This window comes from Variovorax sp. VRV01 (assembly GCF_014852545.1).
GTDB classification, from domain to species: domain Bacteria; phylum Pseudomonadota; class Gammaproteobacteria; order Burkholderiales; family Burkholderiaceae_C; genus Variovorax; species Variovorax beijingensis_A.
Genome location: NZ_JACVBS010000022.1, coordinates 69,836 through 90,209, shown reverse-complemented (window position 1 = coordinate 90,209; position 20,374 = coordinate 69,836). Strand labels below are relative to the sequence as shown.

Sequence of the window (20,374 nt, the reverse complement as noted above, 5' to 3'; positions counted from 1 at the left end):
CCCATGGCGGCACTCCCTGACGACACGGGCGCCAAGCGCGCGCTGTATCTCGAAGACCTGTCGGTCGGCGACCGCTTCCAGAGCGGCGAACACGCGCTGGACGCGGCGCAGATCAAGGCCTTTGCATCGCAGTTCGATCCGCAGCCTTTCCACACCGACGAAGAGGCCGCGAAGGACACCTTCTTCGGCGGCCTTGCGGCCAGCGGCTGGCACACGGCGGCGCTCACCATGAAGCTGATGGTGGAAAGCGGCATTCCGCTGGCCGAAGGCATCATCGGCTCGGGCGGCGAACTGCAGTGGCCCAAGCCGACGCGGCCCGGCGACGTGCTGCACGTGGTGAGCGAGGTGCTGGACATCACGCCCTCGCGCTCCAAGCCCGGCCGCGCGATGGTGACGATGCGCTGCCGCACGCTCAACCAGCGCGGCGAGGTGCTCCAGTACTTCACGCCCAAGCTGGTGGTGCACGCCAGGCCCGCGTAGGCCTCCCGTTCAGTCCTTGGCGGCGGCGGCCGAGAGCGCGCGCAGCTCCTCGGCACTGAAGCCCGCCCGGCCGCGGGCTTCGAGGTTGAAGGGTGGCTTCAGGCGCGGCGCTTCGTAGCGCGCCACGAGTTCGGGATAGGTCGTCTCGGGGTCGCGGCCCGCGCGCTCGCAGAGCCAGCGGTACCAGCGATTGCCGATGGCCACATGGCCCACCTCGTCGCGCAGGATGATGTCGAGGATCTCGACCGCGCGCAGCGCATCGGGCGTGTCGACGCGCCTGAGCTTGGCCTGGATGAGCGGCGTGGCGTCGAGCCCGCGCGCTTCGAGCGTGCGCGGCACCAGCGCCATGCGCGCGAGCACGTCGTCTTTCGTCTTCTCGCACATGCTCCAGAGCCCGTCGTGGCCCGGGAAGTCACCGTAGCGCCAGCCCATGTCTTGCAGGTGCGCATGCAGCAGCGTGAAGTGCTGCGCTTCCTCGTCGGCCACGCGCAGCCAGTCGCGGTAGTAGGCCTCGGGCATGCCGTCGTAGCGCCAGACGGCGTCGAGCGCGAGGTTGATGGCGTTGAACTCGATGTGGCAGATCGAATGGATCAGCGCGGCGCGGCCTTCGGGCGTGAAAGGCGAGCGCTTTTGCACGGCGGTGGCGGCCACGCGCAGCGGCCGTTCGGGGCGGCCCGGCACGCCGATGTCATCGCCCACGACGCGCAGAGGGTCGGTTGCTATGGAATCGGTAGCGGCGAGGGCAGCGGTGGCGCGCGTTGCGGCCACCTTCTGTTCAGGGTCGGTGAGTCGCAGCGCGGCCAGCGCGCTCAATCGGGGGTGCATCCCTACAATTCTAGGTTTTGCCCCCGGAGACTCCACGATGGCCCTCTATGAACTCGACGGCGTTGCGCCGCAACTCGGCACCGGTGCATGGGTCGCCGACAGCGCGGAGGTGATCGGCAACGTGCAGTTGGGCGACAACGCGAGCATCTGGTTCGGCGCGGTGCTGCGCGGCGACAACGAGAAGATGACCATCGGGCGCAACAGCAACGTGCAGGACATGTCGATGCTGCATTCCGACCCCGGCAGCCCGCTCACCATCGGCGAGAACGTCACCATCGGCCACCAGGTCATGCTGCATGGCTGCACCATCGGCGACAACTCGCTGATCGGCATCCAGGCCGTGGTCTTGAATAACGCGAAGATCGGCCGCAATTCGATTGTTGGCGCCGGCAGCGTCGTGACCGAGGGCAAGGAGTTTCCCGACAATTCCCTGATCTTCGGCTCGCCCGCCAAGGTGATGCGCACGATCAGCGACGAAGACGCTGCCCGACTGCGGCACGGCTCCGACCATTACGTAGCAAATGCCATTCGCTATGCGAAGGGCTTGAAGAAAATCGCCTGACACTGCGCAGGCCCAACAGAAAGAAGAATCCGTTTTGAGCGAGCTGCACAAATTCCTGTTCGATGGCCTGCCGGTGCGCGGCATGATCGTGCGCCTGACAGATGCGTGGCAGGAAATCCTGGCGCGGCGCGCCTCCAACACCGCCACCGGCGCCTACCCGCCGCCGGTGGCCGAACTGCTCGGCGAGATGACGGCCGCGGCCACGCTGATGCAGGCCAACATCAAGTTCAACGGTGCGCTGATCCTGCAGATCTTCGGCGACGGCCCGGTCAAGGTGGCCGTAGCCGAGGCCAAGCCCGACCTGAGCCTGCGCGCCACCGCCAAGGTGATCGGCGACCTGCCGGCCGATGCGCGCCTGCCCGAGATGGTCAACGTCGGCAACAAGGGCCGCTGCGCCATCACGCTCGACCCCAAGGACAAGCTGCCGGGCACGACGCCCTATCAGGGCGTGGTGCCGCTGTTCGACGACGAGGGCGAGAAGCTCGGCCGGCTCAGCGACGTGCTGCAGCATTACATGCTGCAGAGCGAGCAGCTCGACACCACGCTGGTGCTCGCGGCCGACGACCAGGTGGCGGCCGGCCTGCTGATCCAGCGCCTGCCGATGAAGGGTGAAGGCAATCTCGAAGGCACGTCCGGCAAGGACCACGACCAGACCAACCAGGACCAGATCGGCCGCAACGAGGACTACAACCGCATCTCGATCCTCGCCTCGAGCCTCACGCGCGACGAACTGCTCACGCTCGACATCGAGACCATTCTTCGCCGCCTGTTCTGGGAAGAAAAGCTGCTGCGCTTCGAGCCGCAGGCGGGCCTGCTGGGCCCGCACTTCGCGTGCACCTGCGGGCGCGACCGCGTGGCGCAGATGATCCGGGGGCTCGGCGTCGAGGAGGCGGAGGAAATCCTGGCCGAGCGCGGCGACATCGAGGTGGGCTGCGACTTCTGCGGCAAGCAGTACCGCTTCGATGCAGTCGATGCAGCGCAGATCTTCAGGCCGCCGACGGATCAGATTCCGGGCAGCCCGATCGTCCAGTAACGCTCTTCGCCGGGCGAGGTTCGGCGCGCCGGTGTGCCGGCCGCTCGCTCAGCGCGGCGCCTTGTCGTCGAAATCGCTGAACGCGATGTCGGGTGCGCTGGTGTTGTGGCGCGAAGGCAGGCTGCGGCCGAAGCGCACCTGCGTGGCGTTCAGCGTCTTCACCTCGGGCAGCGGCAGAACCTGTTCCGCGGCCCCGGGCGATTCCTGCCAGCGCAGCTCGCTCACGTCGGCGTTGTCGGGCGCCACGTACATCGAGCGCAGCACGGCAAAGGGCCGCGCGCTGGCCGTGGGCTTGGAAAGCGTCACGTCGAGCGCGGTGCGCTCGCGGCTGATCTCGGACACCTTGGCCACGGCGCTGCCGCCGCCGACGAAGCGCAGGTGGATGGCCAGCGGCTTCGGCACGATGCGGATCGACGCGATGTCGACCACCGGCCGGCTGCCCTGTTCGACCGGGCCGAGCAGGAACGACGAGCCATACACCCCGTCGCCGAAGCGCGCCTGCGGCAGCGGCTTGATGCGCCAATAGCCGTCGGCTGGGTAGAGCACCAGCGCTTCGAGCGCCTTGCCTTCTTCCTTGCGGAAGATCTGCAGCAGGTGGAAGCCGCGGTCCGTGCGCGCACCCACGCGCACCGGCACCTGCTGCGGCCGCCAGAAGCTGGGCAGCGTCATGCCGACGATGCGCCACTGCGCGTCGTCGAGCAGCACCACGCGGCGCGGCTTGAACTTGTGCGCGGGATCGGTGGGATGGGCGCCGCCGTCGAAGTTGCAGCCCGAGAAATCGGGCGCAGTGGTGTCGTTGCCGATGCTGTCGAGATAGGCCGGCTGCAGCGCCTCGATGCGCATGCGCCGGATGCCTTCGCCGCGCAGCACCAGCGAGACATTGTCTTCCTCGGCGCAGGCGGTGGCCGTGGTGGCGTTCTCCACGGTGGCCGCGACGGGCGCGGCCGTGGCAGCCGTGGCCAGCAGCGCGGCCAGGAGGAAGCCGCAAGGGCGAGAGAAACGAGGCGGGAACATCGATCAGGTCTCCGAACTGGGGGTTGAAGGCGTGTCGTCGCGGCGTCCGATCAGGTCGCTAAAAAGCCGATGCTCGCATTCCGGATCGGAGCATTTCTCGCAAGGCCATGACCAGGAGGCGGGTTTCGATTCGGCGCGGCCGCGTGCGCGGGTCCGGCCTTCGCTGCCGGCGATGGAATTGATGGCGTTCCACGCATTGGAGAGCCTTTCGCTGCCGGTGCCATGCACCACGGCGAAGGAAAGCCCCGCACGCGCCAGCGCCGCGCGCACCAGCGCATCGGTGGGTTCGCGCGCGTGGTCGCCATCGCGCAAGGGGTCTGCGATCCACGGGATGTCGAGCGCGGTCAGCAGGGTGATCGCGCAGCGCGCCTGCGCTGCCAGCGCGTCGGCGTGCAGCGAGGTGTCGCCGAACAGCAGTTCGCTGTAGACCGCGGTCATGAGAGCCGTGGTGTCGGCCACCACCACCACACCCGAAACGGCCGCGGCTTCGATGCGGCGCGTCTGCTCCTGCGCGATGGCCTGCTGTTCGTCAGGGCGCGGCGTGCGGCCTTCGCGCTCGCACCATTCGCGCAGGTATTCGCCCACCAGCGTGGTGGCAATGCCGCGTTCCTGCAGGCGCTGCGCGAGCGCGCCGGCGAGTTCGGTCTTGCCGGTGCTCTCGGCCCCGAGCAGCGCGATCACGCATCCGGACGGCAGGGTGGGCGTCATGCGCGCGCTGCCGCCCGGCCGTGCATGCGCGCGCGCCACGCAAGAAAGCCCGCCACGCTGAGCACCGCGAACACGGCATAGAGCCCGACCGTGAGCCACAGGCCCTTGTGGATGAACAGGCCCACGCTCGCGACGTTCACCGCCAGCCACACCAGCCAGTTCTCGATGAACTTGCGCCCGAGCAGGAATTGGCCGACGAGGCTGAGCCCGGTCGAGAACCCGTCCCACCAGGGCACGTCGGTGTCGGTGAAGCGGCGCAGGAAGAGGGCGACCGCGGGCCATGCCAGCGCGCAGGCTGCGAGTGCCAGCGCGATGCCGCGCGGCGAAAGCCGGCTGACCCGCAATGCGCTGCCATCGGCACGGTGGCCGCGCAGCCATTGCGCCCAACCCCAGAGCGCGACCACGGCGAAGAAAACCTGCAGCGAGGCGTCGCCGTAGATGCGCGCCTGCGCGAACACGGCCACGTAGAGCAGCGAACTGATGATTGCCAGCGGCCAGCCCCAGTGGATCTCGCGCATGTTGCAGCCGACCATCGCGAGCGCCAGCACCGCGGCCACGAGTTCGAGCCAGCTGACCGGTGAGCCCCAGAGCGCAAATGCGGGGGCCGAGAAGAACTCGGGCATCAGCGCACCAGCGGTCGGCCCCGTGCAAACATACCGAGTGTGGGGGTCATGTTCAGTGGGTGACCTGAACGAATACTTCGTTGGGCTTGACCATGCCCAGCTCTTGCCGCGCACGCTCTTCGACCATCTCGAGGCCGATCTTGAGATCGTTGACTTCGGAGGCCAGCCGCTCGTTGTTGACCACGGCCTTGGCGTTGGCCGCTTTCTGGTCCGCCAGCTTGGACTGCAGCTGCGCCACGTCGCGCACGCTGCCGCGCCCGTTCCACAGCTGCCACTGCAGGATGGCCAGCAGCAGCAGCAGCACGATGGGTGGAACGAGGCGCGAGCGCATGCCGCCGGCTTCGCGTGCTACTTCAGGTTGTAGAACGCGCCGCGGCCGGGGTAGCTGGCGATGTCGCCGAGGTCTTCCTCGATGCGCAGCAGCTGGTTGTACTTGGCGATGCGGTCCGAGCGCGAAAGCGAACCGGTCTTGATCTGGCCCGCGTTGGTGCCCACCGCGATGTCGGCGATGGTGCTGTCTTCGGTTTCGCCCGAGCGGTGCGAAATGACGGCCGTGTAGCCCGCGCGCTTGGCCATCTCGATGGCGGCGAAGGTCTCGGTCAGGGTGCCGATCTGGTTGATCTTGATCAGGATCGAGTTGGCAATGCCCTTGTCGATGCCTTCCTGCAGGATCTTGGTGTTGGTGACGAACAGGTCGTCGCCCACCAGCTGCACGCGCTTGCCCAGGCGGTCGGTCAGCAGCTTCCAGCCGTCCCAGTCGCCTTCGTGCATGCCGTCCTCGATGCTGATGATCGGGTACTTGTCGACCCAGGTGGCCAGCATGTCGGCCCAGTTGCCGGCCGACAGCGTGAGGTTCTCGCCGGAGAGCACGTAGTTGCCGTCCTTGTAGAACTCGCTGGCGGCGCAGTCGAGGCCGAGCGCAATCTGCTCGCCCGCCACGAAGCCGGCCTTGTCGATGGCTTCGAGGATCAGCTGGATGGCCGCTTCATGGCTTTCGACGCTGGGCGCGAAACCGCCTTCGTCGCCGACTGCCGTGCTGATGCCGCGGTCGCCCAGGATCTTCTTGAGCGCATGGAACACCTCGGCACCGTAGCGCACGGCTTCGCGGAAGCTCGGCGCGCCCACGGGGATGATCATGAACTCCTGCAGATCGAGGCTGTTGTTGGCGTGCGCGCCGCCGTTGATGACGTTCATCATCGGCACCGGCAGCTGCATGCCGCCCATGCCGCCGAAGTAGCGGTACAGCGGCAGGCCCGACTCTTCGGCCGCGGCGCGTGCCACGGCCATCGAAACGGCGAGGGTGGCATTGGCACCCAGGCGGCCCTTGTTGTCGGTGCCGTCCAGGTCGATCATCGTGCGATCGAGGAAGGCCTGCTCGCTGGCGTCCAGGCCGAGCACGGATTCCGAGATCTCGGTGTTGATGTTCTCCACCGCCTTGAGCACGCCCTTGCCAAGATAGCGCTTCTTGTCGCCGTCGCGCAGCTCGATGGCTTCGCGCGAGCCGGTCGACGCGCCCGAGGGCACGGCCGCGCGGCCCATGGTGCCCGATTCGAGCAGCACGTCGCACTCGACGGTGGGATTGCCGCGGCTGTCGAGGATTTCGCGGCCGACGATGTCAACGATTGCACTCATGCGTTTCTCTTCTTTCTTTTCAGTCTCTATTCAATTGATCAAAGGCCTTCGACTGCGATCATGCGCATCACCGCGGCACCGGCACGGGCTTCGCGCGCCTTCAGGTATTCGGGCGTTTCGTAGAAGGCCTTGGCCTTCTCGAAGCTCGGAAATTTCAGGATGACGAGGCGCGAGGGCGACCAGTCGCCCTCGAGCACTTCGACCTGGCCTCCGCGCACGCACACTTCGGCGCCGTGCGCCTGCATGGCGGCACTCGACCACTTCTTGTATTCCTCGTACTGCGCCGGGTTCGTGACCTCGACGTGGGCGATGACATAACCACTGCTCATGATTGAAAGACGTCCTCTAGAAATGCGTTCTTCTTGGTGACCTGGTCGAGCGCGAGCAGCGTTTCGAGCAGGGCCTTCATGTGCTTGAGCGGCACGGCATTGGGGCCGTCGCTCAGTGCCTTGGCGGGATCGGGGTGCGTTTCCATGAAGAGGCCGGCCACGCCCACGGCCACGGCCGCGCGCGAGAGCACCGGCACCATCTCGCGCTGGCCGCCCGAGCTCGTGCCCTGGCCGCCCGGCAGCTGCACCGAGTGGGTGGCGTCGAACACCACGGGCGCGCCGGTCTCGCGCATGATCGCAAGCGAACGCATGTCCGACACCAGGTTGTTGTAGCCGAAGCTCGCGCCGCGCTCGCAGGCCATGAAGCTGTCTTCGGGCAGGCCGGCTTCCTTGGCGGCAGCGCGCGCCTTGTCGATCACGTTCTTCATGTCGTGCGGCGCAAGGAACTGGCCCTTCTTGATGTTCACCGGCTTGCCCGACTGCGCCACTGCGCGGATGAAGTCGGTCTGGCGGCACAGGAAGGCGGGTGTCTGCAGCACGTCGACCACCTTGGCGGCCTCGGTGATGTCTTCCTCGGTGTGGACGTCGGTCAGCACGGGCAGGCCGAGCTGGCGCTTCACCTTGGCCAGGATCTCCAGGCCCTTTTCGCGGCCCGGGCCGCGAAAGCTGGTGCCCGAGGAACGGTTGGCCTTGTCGAAGCTGCTCTTGAAGATGAACGGAATGCCGAGCGAGGAAGTGATTTCCTTCAGCGTGCCGGCCGTGTCCATCTGCAATTGCTCGGATTCGACCACGCAGGGGCCTGCAATTAAGAAAAAGGGCTGGTCGAGCCCGATGTCGAATCCGCAAAGTTTCATGCCACCGCCTTCAGGTTCTTTGCACCGCCCGCGCTCTGGGCCTTGTGGTCGAGCGCCGCCTTGATGAAGGCGTTGAAGAGCGGATGGCCGCTCCACGGCGTCGATTTGAATTCGGGGTGGAACTGCACACCCATGTACCACGGGTGCACGTCCTGCGGCAGCTCGACGATCTCGGTCAGGTGCTCGCGCTGGGTGAGCGCCGAGATCACGAGGCCGGCAGCGCGCAGTTCGTCGAGGTAGTTGACGTTGGCTTCGTAGCGGTGGCGGTGGCGTTCGGTCACCACGTCGCCGTAGATGCTGTGGGCCAGCGTGCCGGCCGAGACGTCGGAGCTTTGCGCGCCCAGGCGCATGGTGCCGCCGAGGTCGGACTTCTCGTTGCGCGTCTTCACGGTGCCGTCGGCGTCCTTCCACTCGGTGATCAGCGCGATCACGGGGCAGGGCGTCTCGGGGTCGAATTCGGTGCTGTTGGCGTTCTTCAGGCCCGCCACGTGGCGCGCGTATTCGATGGTGGCCACCTGCATGCCCAGGCAGATGCCGAGGTAGGGCACCTTGCCTTCGCGCGCGAAGCGGGCGGCCGAGATCTTGCCCTCGACGCCGCGCTGGCCGAAGCCGCCGGGCACCAGGATCGCGTCGTACTTGGCGAGCCGCGAAACATCTTGCGGGGAGATGGTTTCGGAATCGATGTAGTCGATCTTCACGCGCGCATGGTTCTTCATGCCGGCGTGGCGCAGCGCTTCGTTGAGCGACTTGTAGCTGTCGGACAGGTCGACGTACTTGCCGACCATCGCAATGCTGACTTCCTGCTGCGGATGCTCGACCTCGTACACCAGCTCGTCCCAGCGCTGCAGCTTGGCCGGCGGCGTGTTGATGCGCAGCTTGTCGCAGATCAGGCCGTCCAGGCCCTGCTCATGCAGCATGCGCGGCACCTTGTAGATGGTGTCGACGTCCCACATGGAGATCACGCCCCATTCGGGCACGTTCGAGAACAGCGAGATCTTGGCCCGCTCGTCGTCGGGGATCGGGCGGTCGGCGCGGCACAGCAGCGCATCGGCCTGGATGCCGATGGCGCGCAGTTCCTTGGCGGTGTGCTGCGTGGGCTTGGTCTTGAGCTCGCCGGCGGCGGCGATCCAGGGCACGTAGCTCAGGTGCACGAAGGCCGAGTTGTTCGGGCCCATGCGCAGGCTCATCTGGCGCACGGCCTCGAGGAAGGGCAGCGATTCGATGTCGCCCACCGTGCCGCCGATCTCGACGATGGCCACGTCCACTTCATGCGCGGTGCCGAGGCCGGCGCCGCGCTTGATGTATTCCTGGATCTCGTTGGTGATGTGCGGAATCACCTGCACCGTCTTGCCGAGGTAGTCGCCGCGGCGCTCTTTCTCGAGCACGGTCTTGTAGATCTGGCCGGTGGTGAAGTTGTTGGCCTTGCGCATCCGCGTGGTGATGAAGCGCTCGTAGTGGCCGAGGTCGAGGTCGGTCTCGGCACCGTCGTCGGTGACGAACACCTCGCCATGCTGGAACGGTGACATCGTGCCGGGGTCGACATTGATGTACGGATCGAGCTTGATGAGGGTGACCTTGAGGCCGCGCGATTCGAGGATCGCGGCGAGGGAGGCGGAGGCGATTCCCTTGCCAAGGGAAGATACGACACCACCGGTGACGAAGACAAATTTGGTCATGCCAGTTCCGGACCAGAGATCCGGGCAGTGGGAAATTGCGATTATAGGTGTCCCCTTTGCGCCCCTCCGGGCCAAGGGCATCCCGTTCCTGATCTTGTCGGTATGTGAGCAACAATATGACTCATGCAAGATCTCGCCGGCAAACACATCGTCCTGGGCCTTACCGGTGGTATCGCCTGCTACAAATCGGCGGAGCTGTGCCGACTGTTCGTGAAGGCCGGCGCCACGGTCCAGGTCGTGATGACCGAGGCGGCCGAGCAGTTCATCACCCCGGTCACGATGCAGGCGCTCTCGGGGCGTACCGTCTACACCTCGCAGTGGGATGTGCGCGAGCCCAACAACATGCCGCACATCAACCTGAGCCGCGAGGCCGACGCCATCGTGCTGGCGCCCTGCAGCGCCGACTTCATCGCACGGCTGGTGCAGGGCAGGGCCGACGACCTGCTGAGCCTGATGTGCCTCGCGCGGCCGATGGACCGCGTGCCGCTCTTGATCGCGCCGGCCATGAACCGGGAGATGTGGGCGCATCCTGCCACCCAGCGCAACCTGAAGCAGGTGTCGGCCGACGGTGCCACGGTGCTGGGCGTGGGCAGCGGCTGGCAGGCCTGCGGCGAGACGGGGGACGGCCGCATGCTCGAGCCGGCGCAACTGCTCGAGGACATCACGGCCTTCTTCGTGCCAAAGCTCCTCGCGGGCCAGAAGGTGCTGGTGACCGCGGGCCCCACCTTCGAGCCGCTCGATCCGATACGCGGCATCACCAATCATTCGTCCGGGAAGATGGGATTTGCCATTGCGCGCGCCGCGCGCGAGGCCGGCGCCGAAGTCACGCTGGTGGCCGGTCCGGTGCACCTGCCGACGCCGCGCGGGGTGAGCCGCATCGACGTGCTTTCCGCGCAGGACATGCTTGAAGCCACCCTTCATGCCGCGCAGTCCGCTAGCATTTTTGTAGCGACGGCCGCGGTCGCCGACTGGCGGCCCGCCACCCACAGCGAGCAAAAGATCAAGAAGGACGGCAGCGGCAAGACGCCGGTGCTCAATTTCGTCGAGAACGCCGACATCCTGCTGGCTGTGGCCCAAAGCGAGCGCGCGCAGTCCCGCAAGCTGTTCTGCGTGGGCTTCGCGGCCGAGAGCGAGAACCTGGCCGAGCACGCCAAGGCCAAGCGCGAGCGCAAGGGAATTCCGCTGCTGGTCGGCAACATCGGTCCGCTGACCTTCGGGCAGGACGACAATGCGCTGCTGCTGGTGGACGCAACGAGCACGCGCGAACTGCCGCGTGCGCCCAAGCTCACCCTGGCACGCGAACTCATGACCGAGATTGCCGCCCGGCTGCCTGACTGGAGAGTCTGATGAACCCCCAATGGAACACGCCGCCCAATGGCGATTTCGCCAGCTACGTCGAGCGGCTGTCGGCCCAGGCCGCATTGCCGAAGCGGGCAGCGCACGAGGGCGACCACGGGCTGGACGTGGGCATCACGCCCGCCCCGGGCGCGCAGGGCGCGGCGGCCGCCGCCGCCCAGCGGCGCGAATCGTCGAACGGCGATACCTCCGCGCCAGGCGGCGGAGCGTTGCCATCCGCGGCGCTCAAGATCCTGGCCGCCGTGGGGGCCGTGGTGCTGCTGGCGCTGTGGTCGGCCGGCGTGTCGCTCGTCGTGCTGGTGTTCCTGGCGGGCGCGGCTTTCTGGCTCGCCAGCAAGTTGAAGGGGCTGAAGCTTTCACCAGGCGTCGCCAAGTGGCAGCAGGTGCTCGAGGAAGCCGCCCGCAAGCAAAGAGAACAGCAACAGAAGCAAGGCAAGTAGAAGTGAAAGTAGACGTTCGTATCCTCGACCCACGCATGGTGGACCAATTGCCCGCCTATGCCACCCCCGGCAGCGCAGGGCTCGACCTCAGGGCCTGCCTCGATGCGCCGGTCACGCTGGAACCCAACGCCTGGCAGCTCGTGGGCACCGGCATTGCGATCCACCTGGCCGACCCGGCCTATGCGGCGCTGATCCTGCCGCGCTCGGGCCTGGGCCACAAGCACGGCATCGTGCTCGGCAACCTCGTGGGGCTGATCGACAGCGACTACCAGGGCGAACTCAAGATCAGCGCCTGGAACCGCAGCGACACGCCTTTCGTGCTCCAGCCGATGGAGCGGCTCGCGCAGCTCGTGATCGTGCCGGTGGTGCAGGCGCAGTTTCGCGTGGTCACAGAATTTGCAGCTTCGCAACGCGGCGAAGGGGGCTACGGCTCCACCGGCAAGCACTGACCGTTCCTCGTCCTCGCCCGGCTTGGTGTCGGGCCCGTAAAGACCGGAACTGACGGTTCGCGGCGCGCTCTTACGTTTCGGTGTGTGTCTTGCGTCATCCCCACAGCGGGCAAGACGTTGGATACAGGCTTTGGCGCATCGGGATGCGCCGATTTATCCGAGGAGCCTCTCAACATGAAAATTTCAACGCGCTTCGTTTCCATTGCCGCTTCCGTGGTGGCGCTTGCCACGCTCACGGCCTGCGTCGCTCCCGCGCCGGTCTATCACACCACGCGCTATCCGTACCAGGCACCGCCGCAGGCCGTTCCGTACCAGGAAGCGGCCTATGTCGAATACGGCCACGTGGCCAACATCGAGGTGCTGCGCAGCGAAACCGCGGGCACCGGCACCACCGGCGGCGGCGCGGTGGCGGGCGGTGTGATCGGCGGCGTGGTGGGCAACCAGTTCGGGCACGGCAGCGGCCGCGCCGCGGCCACCGCCCTGGGCATCGTGGGCGGTGCCCTGCTGGGCAACACCATCGAGGGACAGGCCAGCGGGCCGCGCGCCTACGAGAGCTACCGCATCTCGGTGCAGACCGACCGCGGCGGCTACCGCGCCTTCGACGTGCAGCATCCGGGCGACCTGCGCATCGGCGACCGCGTGCGCATCGACAACGGCCAGATCTCGCGCATGTAGCAGCGGGTGTGCCGCAGCAAGCAAAAAGCCGGGCACTGCCCGGCTTTTTGCTTGCTGCCGTGGTTCGCTCAGCCGGCAGTCAGTGCAGCAGGTCGTTGCCCGGCGCGGTTGGCGGCACCTTGAAGAAGGCTGTGCCCGCCGTACCGCGGCCGACTTCTTCTTCGGTGGCCTCGCGCACCGAGCGAACCGTGATGTCCAGCCGGACAGCGATGCCGGCGAGCGGATGGTTGCCGTCGAGCACCAGGTGGTCCGGATAGATCTCGGCCACCGTGTAGATCACGTCCTTGGGCATGGCGTCGCTCACGCCTGCGGGCAGGGCGGCACCGTCGAAGGTCATGCCTTCCTCGGTGCCTTCGGGGAACAGCGAGCGCGGCTCCAGAAAGAGCAGCTGGTCGTTGAAGTCGCCGAAGCCCTGTTCGGGCTCGAGCTGCAATTGCACCCGTGCGCCGGGCTCGTGGCCCATCAGGGCAGCTTCGATCACGTCGAAGAGGTCATCGCCCCCCACCATGAATTCCACCGGTTCGTCGAGCACGTCCAGCACTTCGCCCAGGGTGTCTTTCATCGTCCAGGTCAGGCCGACCACGCATTGTTCAGAGATTTCCATTGCAGAATTCTCCCATGGAGATTACACAACCGCTGCCGTTGCTCGGCGGCCTGAGCGCCGCGCAGTTCATGCGGCGGCATTGGCAGAAGAAACCGTTGCTGGTGCGCCAGGCCATACCCGCCATGGTGCCACCGATAGAGCGCAGCGCGCTCTTTGCCCTGGCCGAGCGCGAGGACGTCGAATCGCGCCTCATCCGCCACGGCAAGGCCGGCTGGACGCTCAGGCACGGGCCGCTCGCACGGCGCGCGCTGCCGCCGCGCAAGCAGCCGGCCTGGACGCTGCTGGTGCAGGGCGTCGACCTGCATCACGATGGCGTGCATGCGCTGCTGCAGCAGTTCCGCTTCCTGCCCGATGCGCGGCTGGACGACCTCATGATCAGCTATGCGAGCGACCAGGGCGGCGTGGGCGCGCATTTCGACAGCTACGACGTGTTCCTGCTGCAGGCGCAGGGCAGGCGGCGCTGGTCGATCGGCCGGCAGAGCGACCTGCGCCTGCAGCAGGGCGTGCCGCTCAAGATCCTCGAGAACTTCGAGCCCGAGCAGAGCTTTGTGCTCGAACCGGGCGACATGCTGTATTTGCCGCCGCGCTATGCACACGACGGCGTGGCGGTCGGCGACGACTGCATGACCTGCTCCATCGGCCTGCGATCCTCCGCGGCCGGCGAGCTTGGCGCCGACCTGCTGGCGCGCGTGGCGCAGGCGTATGCGGAGGCCCTGGAAGATGCAGGGCCCGCCGAGCTGGCGCGCTACCGCGATCCGACGCAGCCCGCGGTCGAGGCGCCGGCCGCCATGCCGGCCGCGCTGCAGGCTTTTGCGCGCAAGGCGGTCGACGCCGCGCTGCGCGATCCGGACGCCGTCGACCGCGCGCTGGGCGAATCGCTGACCGAACCCAAGGCCAATGTCTGGTTCGATCCGCAAGGCGCCGAGGTGCCGGCCGAACTGCATGCCGTGGCGCTCGACCGCCGCACGCGCATGCTCTACGACGCGCGGCACCTCTACATCAATGGCGAGAGCTTTCGCGCAGGCGGCGCCGATGCAACGCTGATGCGGCGGCTGGCCGACCGGCGCGCGCTCGGGCCGCGCGAACTGGCGCGCGCGAGCGACGGCGCACTCGCACTGCTGGCCGAGTGGTGCGAAGCGGGATGGGCCCATGCCGAGTGAGAGTTCCGCAGCGGCCGCGCCGGCCTTGCCCGAAGGGCGCTTCGATGGCCCCGAAGCCTTCGCAGGCATGGTGCGGGCCGCGCTGTCGAGCGCAGCCCGGCAGGGGTGGAGGGAGCTGGTCTTCTGCGATCCCGACTTCGCCGACTGGCCGCTCGGCGAGCGGGCCAGCATCGAGGCGCTCCAGGCCTGGTCGGCCACGGGCCGCCGCTTCGTGCTGCTGGCGCAGCGCTTCGATGCGGTCGAACGTTCACATGCGCGCTTCGTCGCATGGCGGCGCACCTGGGATCACATCATCGAATGCCGCGCGGTGCGTGCAGAGGCGGGCAGCACCGCGCTGCCGAGCGCCATCTGGACGCCCGGATGGTTCGCCCACCGCACCGATGCCGAGTACAGCCGTGGCCTGTGCGGCGCCGATCCGCGTGCGCGGCGCGAACTGCGTGAAACCATCGATGAGTCGTGGCGAGCGGGCGTTGCCGCATTTCCGGCGTCGACACTGGGCTTGTAAGCCAATGCCGCGAATGAGGCCACGAGACACAAACGGGCAGCGATGCGGGTCTAGAATTTTTTCGTTCTGACATCCATTGCCAAAGGAGTTTCCATGAAGAAGTCATCGTCCGTCCTGCTCGCTTCGTTGATCGCCGCTGCCGCGCTCGTGGCCTGCGGAAAGAAAGAGGACGCCGCGCCGGCGGTTGTGACACCCCCGCCCGCTCCGGTGACCGAGCCGGCACCGCCGCCGCCGGCAGCTGCGCCGGCCCCGTCGACCAGCACCGATTCGTCGGCCGCAACCACGCCTTCGCCGGGTGCATCCTCGGCGCTGGACGCCGCCAATGCCGCGACCGAGGCTGCCAAGAAGAACGAAGCACCGAAGCAATAAACCGGGTGTTCATTCACCCCAGCAAAAAGCCGCCTCGTGGCGGCTTTTTGCATGGAGGCGCGGAACAGGGCCGCACCGCGATCAGACGTCCAGCCAGGGCGAGCCTTCCGACGCACTGGCCGTGAGCATCTCGGCCTCGTGCCCGCCGAGGGCTTCGGCCATCAGGCGCCGCACGATGTCGGGACGGTTGTTCTGCTCGCTCAGATGGGCCGCGACCACGTGGCGCAGACCGTCGTGGCGCACCGCGCGCGCGATTTCCGCAGCCGCATCGTTCGAAAGGTGCCCGTGCCTGCCGCCGACGCGCAGTTTCAGGAAGGCCGGATAGGCCGAATTGGCGAGCAGTTCGCTGTCGTGGTTGAACTCGAGCAGCAGCGCATGCACGCCGTGGAGGCGGGCCAGCACATGTGCGGTGGCATGGCCCAGGTCGGTCAGCACGCCCAGCGTGCGCGCGCCGTCGGAGCAGCGAAGCTGCAGCGGCTCGCGCGCATCGTGCGGCACGGTGAAGGGTCGCACCGCAATGTCGCCGACCGCAAACTCGGCATCGTCCCGCGCCAGGTTGAGCCGGCCTTCGAAGTCGCGCGCCCCGGTGGCCAGCCAGGTGCCTTCGCTCATCCAGACGGGAATGCGGTTGCGCCGCGACAGCGAGTGGGCGCAGCCGATGTGGTCGCCGTGCTCGTGGGTGACGAAGACCGCATCGATGTCGCCGGCTGCGAGGCCGGCCCTGGCAAGCCGCAGATCGAGTTGCCGCAGGCCGAATCCGCAATCGATCAGCAGCCGCGAGGTGCGGCCGCCGCTGGTGGATTCCACCACCGCGGCATTGCCCGTGCTGCCGCTGCCGAGGCTTCGGAAGCGGAGCATGCGGCTTACTTCAGGTCGTCGGCAATGACCTGGACGATGCGCTGCGCGTTGGCCGAGGTTTCGGGCGCGCCGTTCGCGTTCAGCACCGAGACCGTGGTGCTCTCGCCCTGGCCGCCCTTCACGAGGATACGGAACTTGATCGGTGCTTCGTTCTTCTCGGAGCTGCCGAACAGCTTGCCGAAGAAGCCGGGCTCCTTCTTGTCGGGGTTCGGGGTCACGTAGCGCACGTAGTAGATGCCGGCGCTGCGGTCGCGGTCTTCCACGGTGAAGCCGGTGCGGTCGAGTGCCAGGCCCACGCGGCGCCATGCGCGGTCGAAGCCTTCGCTGATCTGCACGACCGGCTGGCCGCCCACGTTGGCGACGGCGGCGGTCTTGGACGGTGCGGTGGTGGCGGCCAGGATCTTCGACTGCTCTTGCGTCACGCCGAGCTTGACCATCAGGCGGCGCAGGAACTCGGTCTCGAGTTCAGGGTCGCTCGGACGGGGCTGCCACACGGTCTGGTCCTGGCGGCTGTTGTTGTAGACCTCCTGCATGCCGCGGTGGCTGATGAAGATCTCGGTGCCCGTGGGCGTGCGCTCCAGGCGCGTGCGGAAGCGGTCGAGTTCGCCGGTCGAGTAGACCGAGTCGACCAGCTTGCCCAGCGTGCCGCGGATGATGTCCTGCGGCAGCTTGGCGCGGTTCTCGGCCCAGTCGGTTTCCATGATGCCGAGGTTGCGCTGCTCGGTGGTCAGGAGGAAGCCGCTTTCCTGCCAGAAGTCCTTCACCGGGTCCCAGAGCTGGTCGGGCGAGCGGTTGATGACGATCCAGCGCTGCGTGCCCGAGCGCTCCATGCGCACGTCGCCGATGTTGGCCACCGCGGTGGGAATGCCCGGCGCGTTGGCCGCGCCGGCCTGGTAGGCGTTGGCCGTGACCGCACCGCCCGGCACCGCGTAGCGGTTCTCGCGCGAGAGCTGCGACAGGTCGGGCGGGACTTCGAGCGTCGGGGCCTTGCCGGCGCTCTTGTAGTCGATCTTGTCGCTCTCGAGAACGGAGCAGGCGGCGAGGCTGACAACGAGGGTGGCCAGCAGTGCAGCTCGCGAAATGTGCGAAAGGTTCTTCAACGTCGTCTTCCTTGTTGGAATGGGTTCGGTCAATCTGTGGGCCGCTTTGCCCGCACTCTCTGAGCGCGGTTCAGGCAAAAGGTTGCGTAACCTCGATGCGGCAGGGGGAAAGAGATCGGGGGTGTCGGGAAGAATGCCGGGTCAGCCCTTGAGCAGGCCGGTGGCGCGCAGGGCGGCTTCGACCACGGGCCGGTTCGTTTCCGCCAGCTCGGTGAGCGGCAGCCGCAATGCGCCGCCGCACAGGCCGAGCCTGGACATGGCCCACTTGAGCGGGATCGGATTGGGTTCCACGAACAGGTGGCGGTGCAGCGGCATCAGCTCGAACTGGATCTGCATGGCCCGCCGCACGTCGCCCGCGATGGCCGCGACGCACAGCTCGTGCATCTTGCGCGGCGCGATGTTGGCCGTGACGCTGATGTTGCCCTGGCCGCCGCAGAGCATGAGTGCCACCGCGGTCGGGTCGTCACCCGAGTACACGGCAAAGTGCTTGGGCAGGTCGCGGATGAGCCATTGCGCGCGCTCGATGTTGCCGGTGGCTTCCTTGATGCCGATGATGCCCGGCACCTGCGCGAGGCGCAGCACGGTGTCGTGCGCCATATCTGCCACGGTGCGGCCGGGCACGTTGTACAGCACGGTGGGCAGGTCGCCCACGGCTTCGGCGATGGCCTTGAAGTGCTGGTACTGGCCTTCCTGCGTCGGCTTGTTGTAGTAGGGCACGACCTGCAGCTGCGAATCGGCGCCCACGCCCTTGGCGAACTTGGCGAGCTCGATCGCTTCCTTGGTCGAGTTGGCGCCGCAGCCGGCCATCACGGGCACGCGGCCCTTGGCCTGTTCGACCGCCACGCGGATGATTTCGCAATGCTCTTCCACGTCGACCGTGGGCGATTCGCCGGTGGTGCCGACTACGCCAAGGCAATCGGTGCCTTCGTCGATGTGCCAGTCGATCAGCCGGCGCAGGGCGGGGTAGTCGACACTGCCGTCGTCGTGCATCGGCGTGGCAAGAGCGACGATGCTGCCTGTCAGTTGCTCCAAGGGGAATCTCTCTGTCGGGTGGACGAAAGCGCCGATTCTACTTACTCCGGCGTCCCCGGAAACGGCGGCCCCGGCGGGCTCAGTTTCCCTGCAGCAGATGGCGTGGGGGCTGGCCCGCGCCGGCATCGCCGGCACGGATGGCCGCGATGCGCTGCACGAAGCGCGCCGGTTCGGCAAGGAAGCCATCCTCGTAGGCCACCACGCGCAAATCCTTGCATGCGGCCAGCAGTTCGCCGGGCTGCAGCAGGAAGTCGGGCCGCGAGGGCTTGCCCACCGTCTCATTGCCGGCCGCAAAGGTTTCATACAGCAGCACGCCGCCCGGCGCGACCGCGGCCACGATGTCCGCCATGCGCGGGCGCCACAGGTAGTTGGTGACGACCACCGCGCCGAAGGCCTGGCCCGCGAACGGCCAGGGGCCGGCCTCGATGTCGGCGGCCAGCACGCGGCCGAAGGCGCCCGCGGCTTCGGCGGCTTCCACCGAGCGGTCCACGCCCGTCACCGCATGCCCGCGCGCCGCGAACCACCGCATGTGCCGTCCGTGGCCGCAGGCCACGTCGAGCACGGCAGCCCCGGGGGCGAGCAGGTGCGACCACCGCACGATCCATTCCGACGGCGCTGTTCCGCCATGCGGAGGTGCTGCATTTTTCATAGCAATCATCAGAAGCAGGACCAGACCTGGTCGACCAGCGTCACCAGGAAATCCGGGTGCACGTAGAGCGCAAAGACGCCGCCCAGCGCCGCCAGCGCGGCCGCCAGCCAGCCGGCCTGCACGAGGCGGTGGCGCATCTGCGGAATCATGGGGCCATTGTCCTTCGCCAGGATCAGCCGGGCACGGCGACCGGCCGGCCGCCGCGCGCAATGGCGCTTTCCTTCACCGGCAGGTTGATCAGCGCCGCGAACACGCCCAGCGCGATCGCGATGTACCAGACGATGTCGTAGCTGCCCGTGGTGTCGTACAGATAGCCGCCCAGCCAGACGCCGATGAACGAGCCGACCTGGTGGCTCAGGAACACGAAGCCGCTGAGCATCGACAGGTGCGCCACGCCGAAGATGCCCGCGATGATCGCGTTGGTGGCGGGCACCGTCGACAGCCACAGGAAGCCCATGGCCGCCGAGAACACGTACACGCTGAGCGGCGAGATCGGCGCCAGCAGGAACAGCGCGATCGAGACCGCCCGCGCAAGGTAGATGGCCGCCAGGATCTTTCGCTTGGCCAGCTTCTGGCCCAGCAGCCCGACCGTGTAGGTGCCGAACACGTTGAAGAGCCCGATCAGCGCGAGTGCATAGCCCGCCACCTCGGCCGGCAGGCGCTGGTCGCGCAGGTAGGTCGGCATGTGGATGCCGATGAAGGCGAGCTGGAAGCCGCAGACGAAGTACCCCGCCATCAGTAGCCCGAAGCTCGGATAGCGGAAGGCCTCGCCCACCGCCTGCAGCACCGACTGGTCGCGGTGCCCCGCGAGCGCGCCGCGCTGCGGCTCGCGCAGGCCGAAGGCCAGCGGCAGGATCACCAGCGCCAGCATCGCCACCGCCGCGAGCGCGCTCTGCCAGCCCAGCTGCCTGATGAGCAGCCCCTCGATCGGGGCCAGCAGGAACTGCCCGAAGGAGCCGGCCGCCGCCGCCACGCCCATGGCCCAGGAGCGCCTTTCGGCCGGAATCTGGCGCCCGATCACGCCATAGACGACGGCATAGGTGGTGCCGGCCTGCGCCGCGCCGATCAGCACGCCGGCGCTCAGCGTGAACAGCAGCGGCGTGGGCGAATACGCCATGCCCAGCAGGCCCAGCGCATACAACGCTGTGCCGGCGACAAGCACCCGGAAGGCGCCGAAGCGATCGGCCACCATCCCCGCGAACACGCCGAAGATGCCCCACGACAGGTTCTGCACGGCCAGCGCGAACGAAAAGGTCTGGCGGCTCCAGTCCTGCGCCTGCGTGATCGGCTGCAGCCAGAGGCCGAAGCCGTGGCGGATGCCCATGGAAAGCGTGACGATCATGGCGCCGCAGATCAGCACCTGCTTGACCGAGAGAGTGGGAGAGGAGGCTTGCATGCCGTCGAATGTAGCGACTCGGGTACTTTGGCGGGCGCGCTGGCG

26 protein-coding genes are annotated in these 20,374 nt (G+C 67.5%); 10 read left to right on the top strand and 16 right to left on the bottom strand.

Translation table 11 applies throughout. From position 1 onward, the window contains the following. Positions 1-3: 3 nt before the first annotated feature. Complete coding sequence (locus tag IB278_RS28885; protein ID WP_192327237.1) at positions 4-480, top strand: MaoC family dehydratase; 477 nt, start codon at positions 4-6, stop codon at positions 478-480. A 9-nt stretch (positions 481-489) separates the two neighbouring features. On the opposite strand, the gene IB278_RS28880 is transcribed toward IB278_RS28885, so the two are convergent. Continuing rightward, positions 490-1,305, bottom strand: a complete 816-nt coding sequence (locus IB278_RS28880) for a ferritin-like domain-containing protein (protein WP_192327234.1) — start codon at positions 1,303-1,305, stop codon at positions 490-492. A gap of 37 nt (positions 1,306-1,342) precedes the next feature. On the opposite strand from IB278_RS28880, the gene IB278_RS28875 reads away from it, so the two are divergent. Both IB278_RS28875 and IB278_RS28870 read left to right on the top strand, forming a co-directional pair. Continuing rightward, a complete protein-coding gene (locus IB278_RS28875) occupies positions 1,343-1,867 on the top strand; it encodes a gamma carbonic anhydrase family protein (protein ID WP_062366495.1) in 525 nt (174 codons plus the stop codon). Positions 1,868-1,901: 34 nt separating this feature from the next. Beyond that, entirely contained in the window at positions 1,902-2,900 is a 999-nt protein-coding gene (locus IB278_RS28870; protein ID WP_145747247.1) for an Hsp33 family molecular chaperone HslO, read from the top strand. Positions 2,901-2,948: 48 nt separating this feature from the next. Here the strand turns inward: IB278_RS28870 and IB278_RS28865 are convergent, their stop codons facing one another. Genes IB278_RS28865 through IB278_RS28830 form a run of 8 tightly spaced genes read right to left on the bottom strand, consistent with a single transcriptional unit; the run spans position 2,949 to position 9,736 of the window. Then, positions 2,949-3,914, bottom strand: a complete 966-nt coding sequence (locus IB278_RS28865) for a hypothetical protein (RefSeq protein ID WP_145747248.1) — start codon at positions 3,912-3,914, stop codon at positions 2,949-2,951. Between the two features lie 3 nt (positions 3,915-3,917). Further along, on the bottom strand, positions 3,918-4,622 hold the full coding sequence (locus IB278_RS28860; protein WP_145747249.1) for an AAA family ATPase: 705 nt from the start codon (positions 4,620-4,622) through the stop codon (positions 3,918-3,920). Then, positions 4,619-5,245: a nicotinamide riboside transporter PnuC gene (gene pnuC / locus IB278_RS28855; RefSeq protein ID WP_145747250.1), complete on the bottom strand. Its 627-nt coding sequence runs from the start codon at positions 5,243-5,245 to the stop codon at positions 4,619-4,621. Before pnuC ends, IB278_RS28860 begins: the two co-directional genes overlap by 4 nt. Before the next feature lie 52 nt (positions 5,246-5,297). Then, positions 5,298-5,576 (bottom strand): septum formation initiator family protein, encoded by a 279-nt coding sequence (locus tag IB278_RS28850; protein WP_145747251.1) that lies wholly within the window; start codon positions 5,574-5,576, stop codon positions 5,298-5,300. A 17-nt stretch (positions 5,577-5,593) separates the two neighbouring features. Then, positions 5,594-6,877, bottom strand: a complete 1,284-nt coding sequence (gene eno, locus IB278_RS28845; protein WP_018905898.1) for a phosphopyruvate hydratase — start codon at positions 6,875-6,877, stop codon at positions 5,594-5,596. A gap of 38 nt (positions 6,878-6,915) precedes the next feature. Then, positions 6,916-7,206 carry a DUF1330 domain-containing protein gene (locus IB278_RS28840; RefSeq protein ID WP_192327231.1) on the bottom strand — a complete coding sequence of 97 codons (291 nt, stop codon included), beginning with the start codon at positions 7,204-7,206 and terminating at the stop codon, positions 6,916-6,918. After that, positions 7,203-8,060 (bottom strand): 3-deoxy-8-phosphooctulonate synthase, encoded by an 858-nt coding sequence (gene kdsA / locus IB278_RS28835; RefSeq protein ID WP_145747252.1) that lies wholly within the window; start codon positions 8,058-8,060, stop codon positions 7,203-7,205. Before kdsA ends, IB278_RS28840 begins: the two co-directional genes overlap by 4 nt. Next, a complete protein-coding gene (locus tag IB278_RS28830; RefSeq protein WP_145747253.1) occupies positions 8,057-9,736 on the bottom strand; it encodes a CTP synthase in 1,680 nt (559 codons plus the stop codon). The genes kdsA and IB278_RS28830 overlap by 4 nt, the downstream gene beginning before the upstream one ends. Positions 9,737-9,859: 123 nt before the next feature. Between IB278_RS28830 and coaBC the strand changes: the two genes are divergently transcribed. The 4 genes from coaBC (at position 9,860) to IB278_RS28810 (ending at position 12,656) form a co-directional block, all read left to right on the top strand. Further along, the gene (coaBC, locus tag IB278_RS28825; RefSeq protein WP_145747254.1) at positions 9,860-11,083 is read left to right on the top strand and encodes a bifunctional phosphopantothenoylcysteine decarboxylase/phosphopantothenate--cysteine ligase CoaBC; all 1,224 of its coding nucleotides are present in this window, start codon (positions 9,860-9,862) and stop codon (positions 11,081-11,083) included. Next, positions 11,083-11,532, top strand: coding sequence for a hypothetical protein (locus tag IB278_RS28820; protein ID WP_192327228.1), 450 nt, complete (start codon positions 11,083-11,085; stop codon positions 11,530-11,532). Before coaBC ends, IB278_RS28820 begins: the two co-directional genes overlap by 1 nt. 2 nt (positions 11,533-11,534) lie before the next feature. Next, on the top strand, positions 11,535-11,981 hold the full coding sequence (gene dut, locus IB278_RS28815) for a dUTP diphosphatase (protein ID WP_145747256.1): 447 nt from the start codon (positions 11,535-11,537) through the stop codon (positions 11,979-11,981). Between the two features lie 174 nt (positions 11,982-12,155). Continuing rightward, positions 12,156-12,656 (top strand): glycine zipper 2TM domain-containing protein, encoded by a 501-nt coding sequence (locus tag IB278_RS28810; protein WP_192327225.1) that lies wholly within the window; start codon positions 12,156-12,158, stop codon positions 12,654-12,656. A gap of 79 nt (positions 12,657-12,735) precedes the next feature. On the opposite strand, the gene IB278_RS28805 is transcribed toward IB278_RS28810, so the two are convergent. Beyond that, on the bottom strand, positions 12,736-13,260 hold the full coding sequence (locus IB278_RS28805) for an FKBP-type peptidyl-prolyl cis-trans isomerase (protein ID WP_145747258.1): 525 nt from the start codon (positions 13,258-13,260) through the stop codon (positions 12,736-12,738). A 14-nt stretch (positions 13,261-13,274) separates the two neighbouring features. On the opposite strand from IB278_RS28805, the gene IB278_RS28800 reads away from it, so the two are divergent. From IB278_RS28800 to IB278_RS33985, 3 genes are all read left to right on the top strand, one after another. Further along, complete coding sequence (locus tag IB278_RS28800; protein WP_145747259.1) at positions 13,275-14,420, top strand: JmjC domain-containing protein; 1,146 nt, start codon at positions 13,275-13,277, stop codon at positions 14,418-14,420. Next, positions 14,410-14,925 (top strand): hypothetical protein, encoded by a 516-nt coding sequence (locus IB278_RS28795; RefSeq protein ID WP_145747260.1) that lies wholly within the window; start codon positions 14,410-14,412, stop codon positions 14,923-14,925. Before IB278_RS28800 ends, IB278_RS28795 begins: the two co-directional genes overlap by 11 nt. Positions 14,926-15,018: 93 nt before the next feature. After that, positions 15,019-15,294, top strand: coding sequence for a hypothetical protein (locus IB278_RS33985; RefSeq protein WP_145747261.1), 276 nt, complete (start codon positions 15,019-15,021; stop codon positions 15,292-15,294). An 81-nt stretch (positions 15,295-15,375) separates the two neighbouring features. Here IB278_RS33985 and IB278_RS28785 read toward each other — a convergent pair whose 3' ends face one another. The 6 genes from IB278_RS28785 to IB278_RS28760 form a co-directional block, all read right to left on the bottom strand. After that, entirely contained in the window at positions 15,376-16,152 is a 777-nt protein-coding gene (locus tag IB278_RS28785; RefSeq protein ID WP_145747262.1) for an MBL fold metallo-hydrolase, read from the bottom strand. A 5-nt stretch (positions 16,153-16,157) separates the two neighbouring features. After that, on the bottom strand, positions 16,158-17,252 hold the full coding sequence (gene bamC / locus IB278_RS28780; protein ID WP_192327222.1) for an outer membrane protein assembly factor BamC: 1,095 nt from the start codon (positions 17,250-17,252) through the stop codon (positions 16,158-16,160). 141 nt (positions 17,253-17,393) lie between these two features. After that, positions 17,394-18,320: a 4-hydroxy-tetrahydrodipicolinate synthase gene (dapA, locus tag IB278_RS28775; protein ID WP_370878963.1), complete on the bottom strand. Its 927-nt coding sequence runs from the start codon at positions 18,318-18,320 to the stop codon at positions 17,394-17,396. Between the two features lie 43 nt (positions 18,321-18,363). Beyond that, entirely contained in the window at positions 18,364-18,933 is a 570-nt protein-coding gene (locus IB278_RS28770) for a class I SAM-dependent methyltransferase (protein WP_145747264.1), read from the bottom strand. Positions 18,934-18,941: 8 nt separating this feature from the next. Beyond that, entirely contained in the window at positions 18,942-19,082 is a 141-nt protein-coding gene (locus tag IB278_RS28765) for a hypothetical protein (protein ID WP_186454299.1), read from the bottom strand. A gap of 23 nt (positions 19,083-19,105) precedes the next feature. Then, positions 19,106-20,329, bottom strand: coding sequence for an MFS transporter (locus IB278_RS28760; protein ID WP_145747265.1), 1,224 nt, complete (start codon positions 20,327-20,329; stop codon positions 19,106-19,108). Between the last annotated feature and the right edge of the window lie 45 nt (positions 20,330-20,374).

Excerpts from the sequence above, each read along its gene's own strand:
- IB278_RS28885 (WP_192327237.1), top strand. The coding sequence starts at position 4 with ATGGCGGCACTCCCTGACGACACGGGCGCCAAGCGCGCGCTGTATCTC.
- IB278_RS28880 (WP_192327234.1), bottom strand. The coding sequence starts at position 1,305 with ATGCACCCCCGATTGAGCGCGCTGGCCGCGCTGCGACTCACCGACCCT.
- IB278_RS28875 (WP_062366495.1), top strand. The coding sequence starts at position 1,343 with ATGGCCCTCTATGAACTCGACGGCGTTGCGCCGCAACTCGGCACCGGT.
- IB278_RS28865 (WP_145747248.1), bottom strand. The coding sequence starts at position 3,914 with ATGTTCCCGCCTCGTTTCTCTCGCCCTTGCGGCTTCCTCCTGGCCGCG.
- IB278_RS28860 (WP_145747249.1), bottom strand. The coding sequence starts at position 4,622 with ATGACGCCCACCCTGCCGTCCGGATGCGTGATCGCGCTGCTCGGGGCC.
- pnuC (WP_145747250.1), bottom strand. The coding sequence starts at position 5,245 with ATGCCCGAGTTCTTCTCGGCCCCCGCATTTGCGCTCTGGGGCTCACCG.
- IB278_RS28850 (WP_145747251.1), bottom strand. The coding sequence starts at position 5,576 with ATGCGCTCGCGCCTCGTTCCACCCATCGTGCTGCTGCTGCTGCTGGCC.
- eno (WP_018905898.1), bottom strand. The coding sequence starts at position 6,877 with ATGAGTGCAATCGTTGACATCGTCGGCCGCGAAATCCTCGACAGCCGC.
- IB278_RS28840 (WP_192327231.1), bottom strand. The coding sequence starts at position 7,206 with ATGAGCAGTGGTTATGTCATCGCCCACGTCGAGGTCACGAACCCGGCG.
- kdsA (WP_145747252.1), bottom strand. The coding sequence starts at position 8,060 with ATGAAACTTTGCGGATTCGACATCGGGCTCGACCAGCCCTTTTTCTTA.
- IB278_RS28830 (WP_145747253.1), bottom strand. The coding sequence starts at position 9,736 with ATGACCAAATTTGTCTTCGTCACCGGTGGTGTCGTATCTTCCCTTGGC.
- coaBC (WP_145747254.1), top strand. The coding sequence starts at position 9,860 with ATGCAAGATCTCGCCGGCAAACACATCGTCCTGGGCCTTACCGGTGGT.
- IB278_RS28820 (WP_192327228.1), top strand. The coding sequence starts at position 11,083 with ATGAACCCCCAATGGAACACGCCGCCCAATGGCGATTTCGCCAGCTAC.
- IB278_RS28810 (WP_192327225.1), top strand. The coding sequence starts at position 12,156 with ATGAAAATTTCAACGCGCTTCGTTTCCATTGCCGCTTCCGTGGTGGCG.
- IB278_RS28805 (WP_145747258.1), bottom strand. The coding sequence starts at position 13,260 with ATGGAAATCTCTGAACAATGCGTGGTCGGCCTGACCTGGACGATGAAA.
- IB278_RS28800 (WP_145747259.1), top strand. The coding sequence starts at position 13,275 with ATGGAGATTACACAACCGCTGCCGTTGCTCGGCGGCCTGAGCGCCGCG.
- IB278_RS28795 (WP_145747260.1), top strand. The coding sequence starts at position 14,410 with ATGCCGAGTGAGAGTTCCGCAGCGGCCGCGCCGGCCTTGCCCGAAGGG.
- IB278_RS33985 (WP_145747261.1), top strand. The coding sequence starts at position 15,019 with ATGAAGAAGTCATCGTCCGTCCTGCTCGCTTCGTTGATCGCCGCTGCC.
- IB278_RS28785 (WP_145747262.1), bottom strand. The coding sequence starts at position 16,152 with ATGCTCCGCTTCCGAAGCCTCGGCAGCGGCAGCACGGGCAATGCCGCG.
- IB278_RS28770 (WP_145747264.1), bottom strand. The coding sequence starts at position 18,933 with ATGAAAAATGCAGCACCTCCGCATGGCGGAACAGCGCCGTCGGAATGG.
- IB278_RS28765 (WP_186454299.1), bottom strand. The coding sequence starts at position 19,082 with ATGATTCCGCAGATGCGCCACCGCCTCGTGCAGGCCGGCTGGCTGGCG.
- IB278_RS28760 (WP_145747265.1), bottom strand. The coding sequence starts at position 20,329 with ATGCAAGCCTCCTCTCCCACTCTCTCGGTCAAGCAGGTGCTGATCTGC.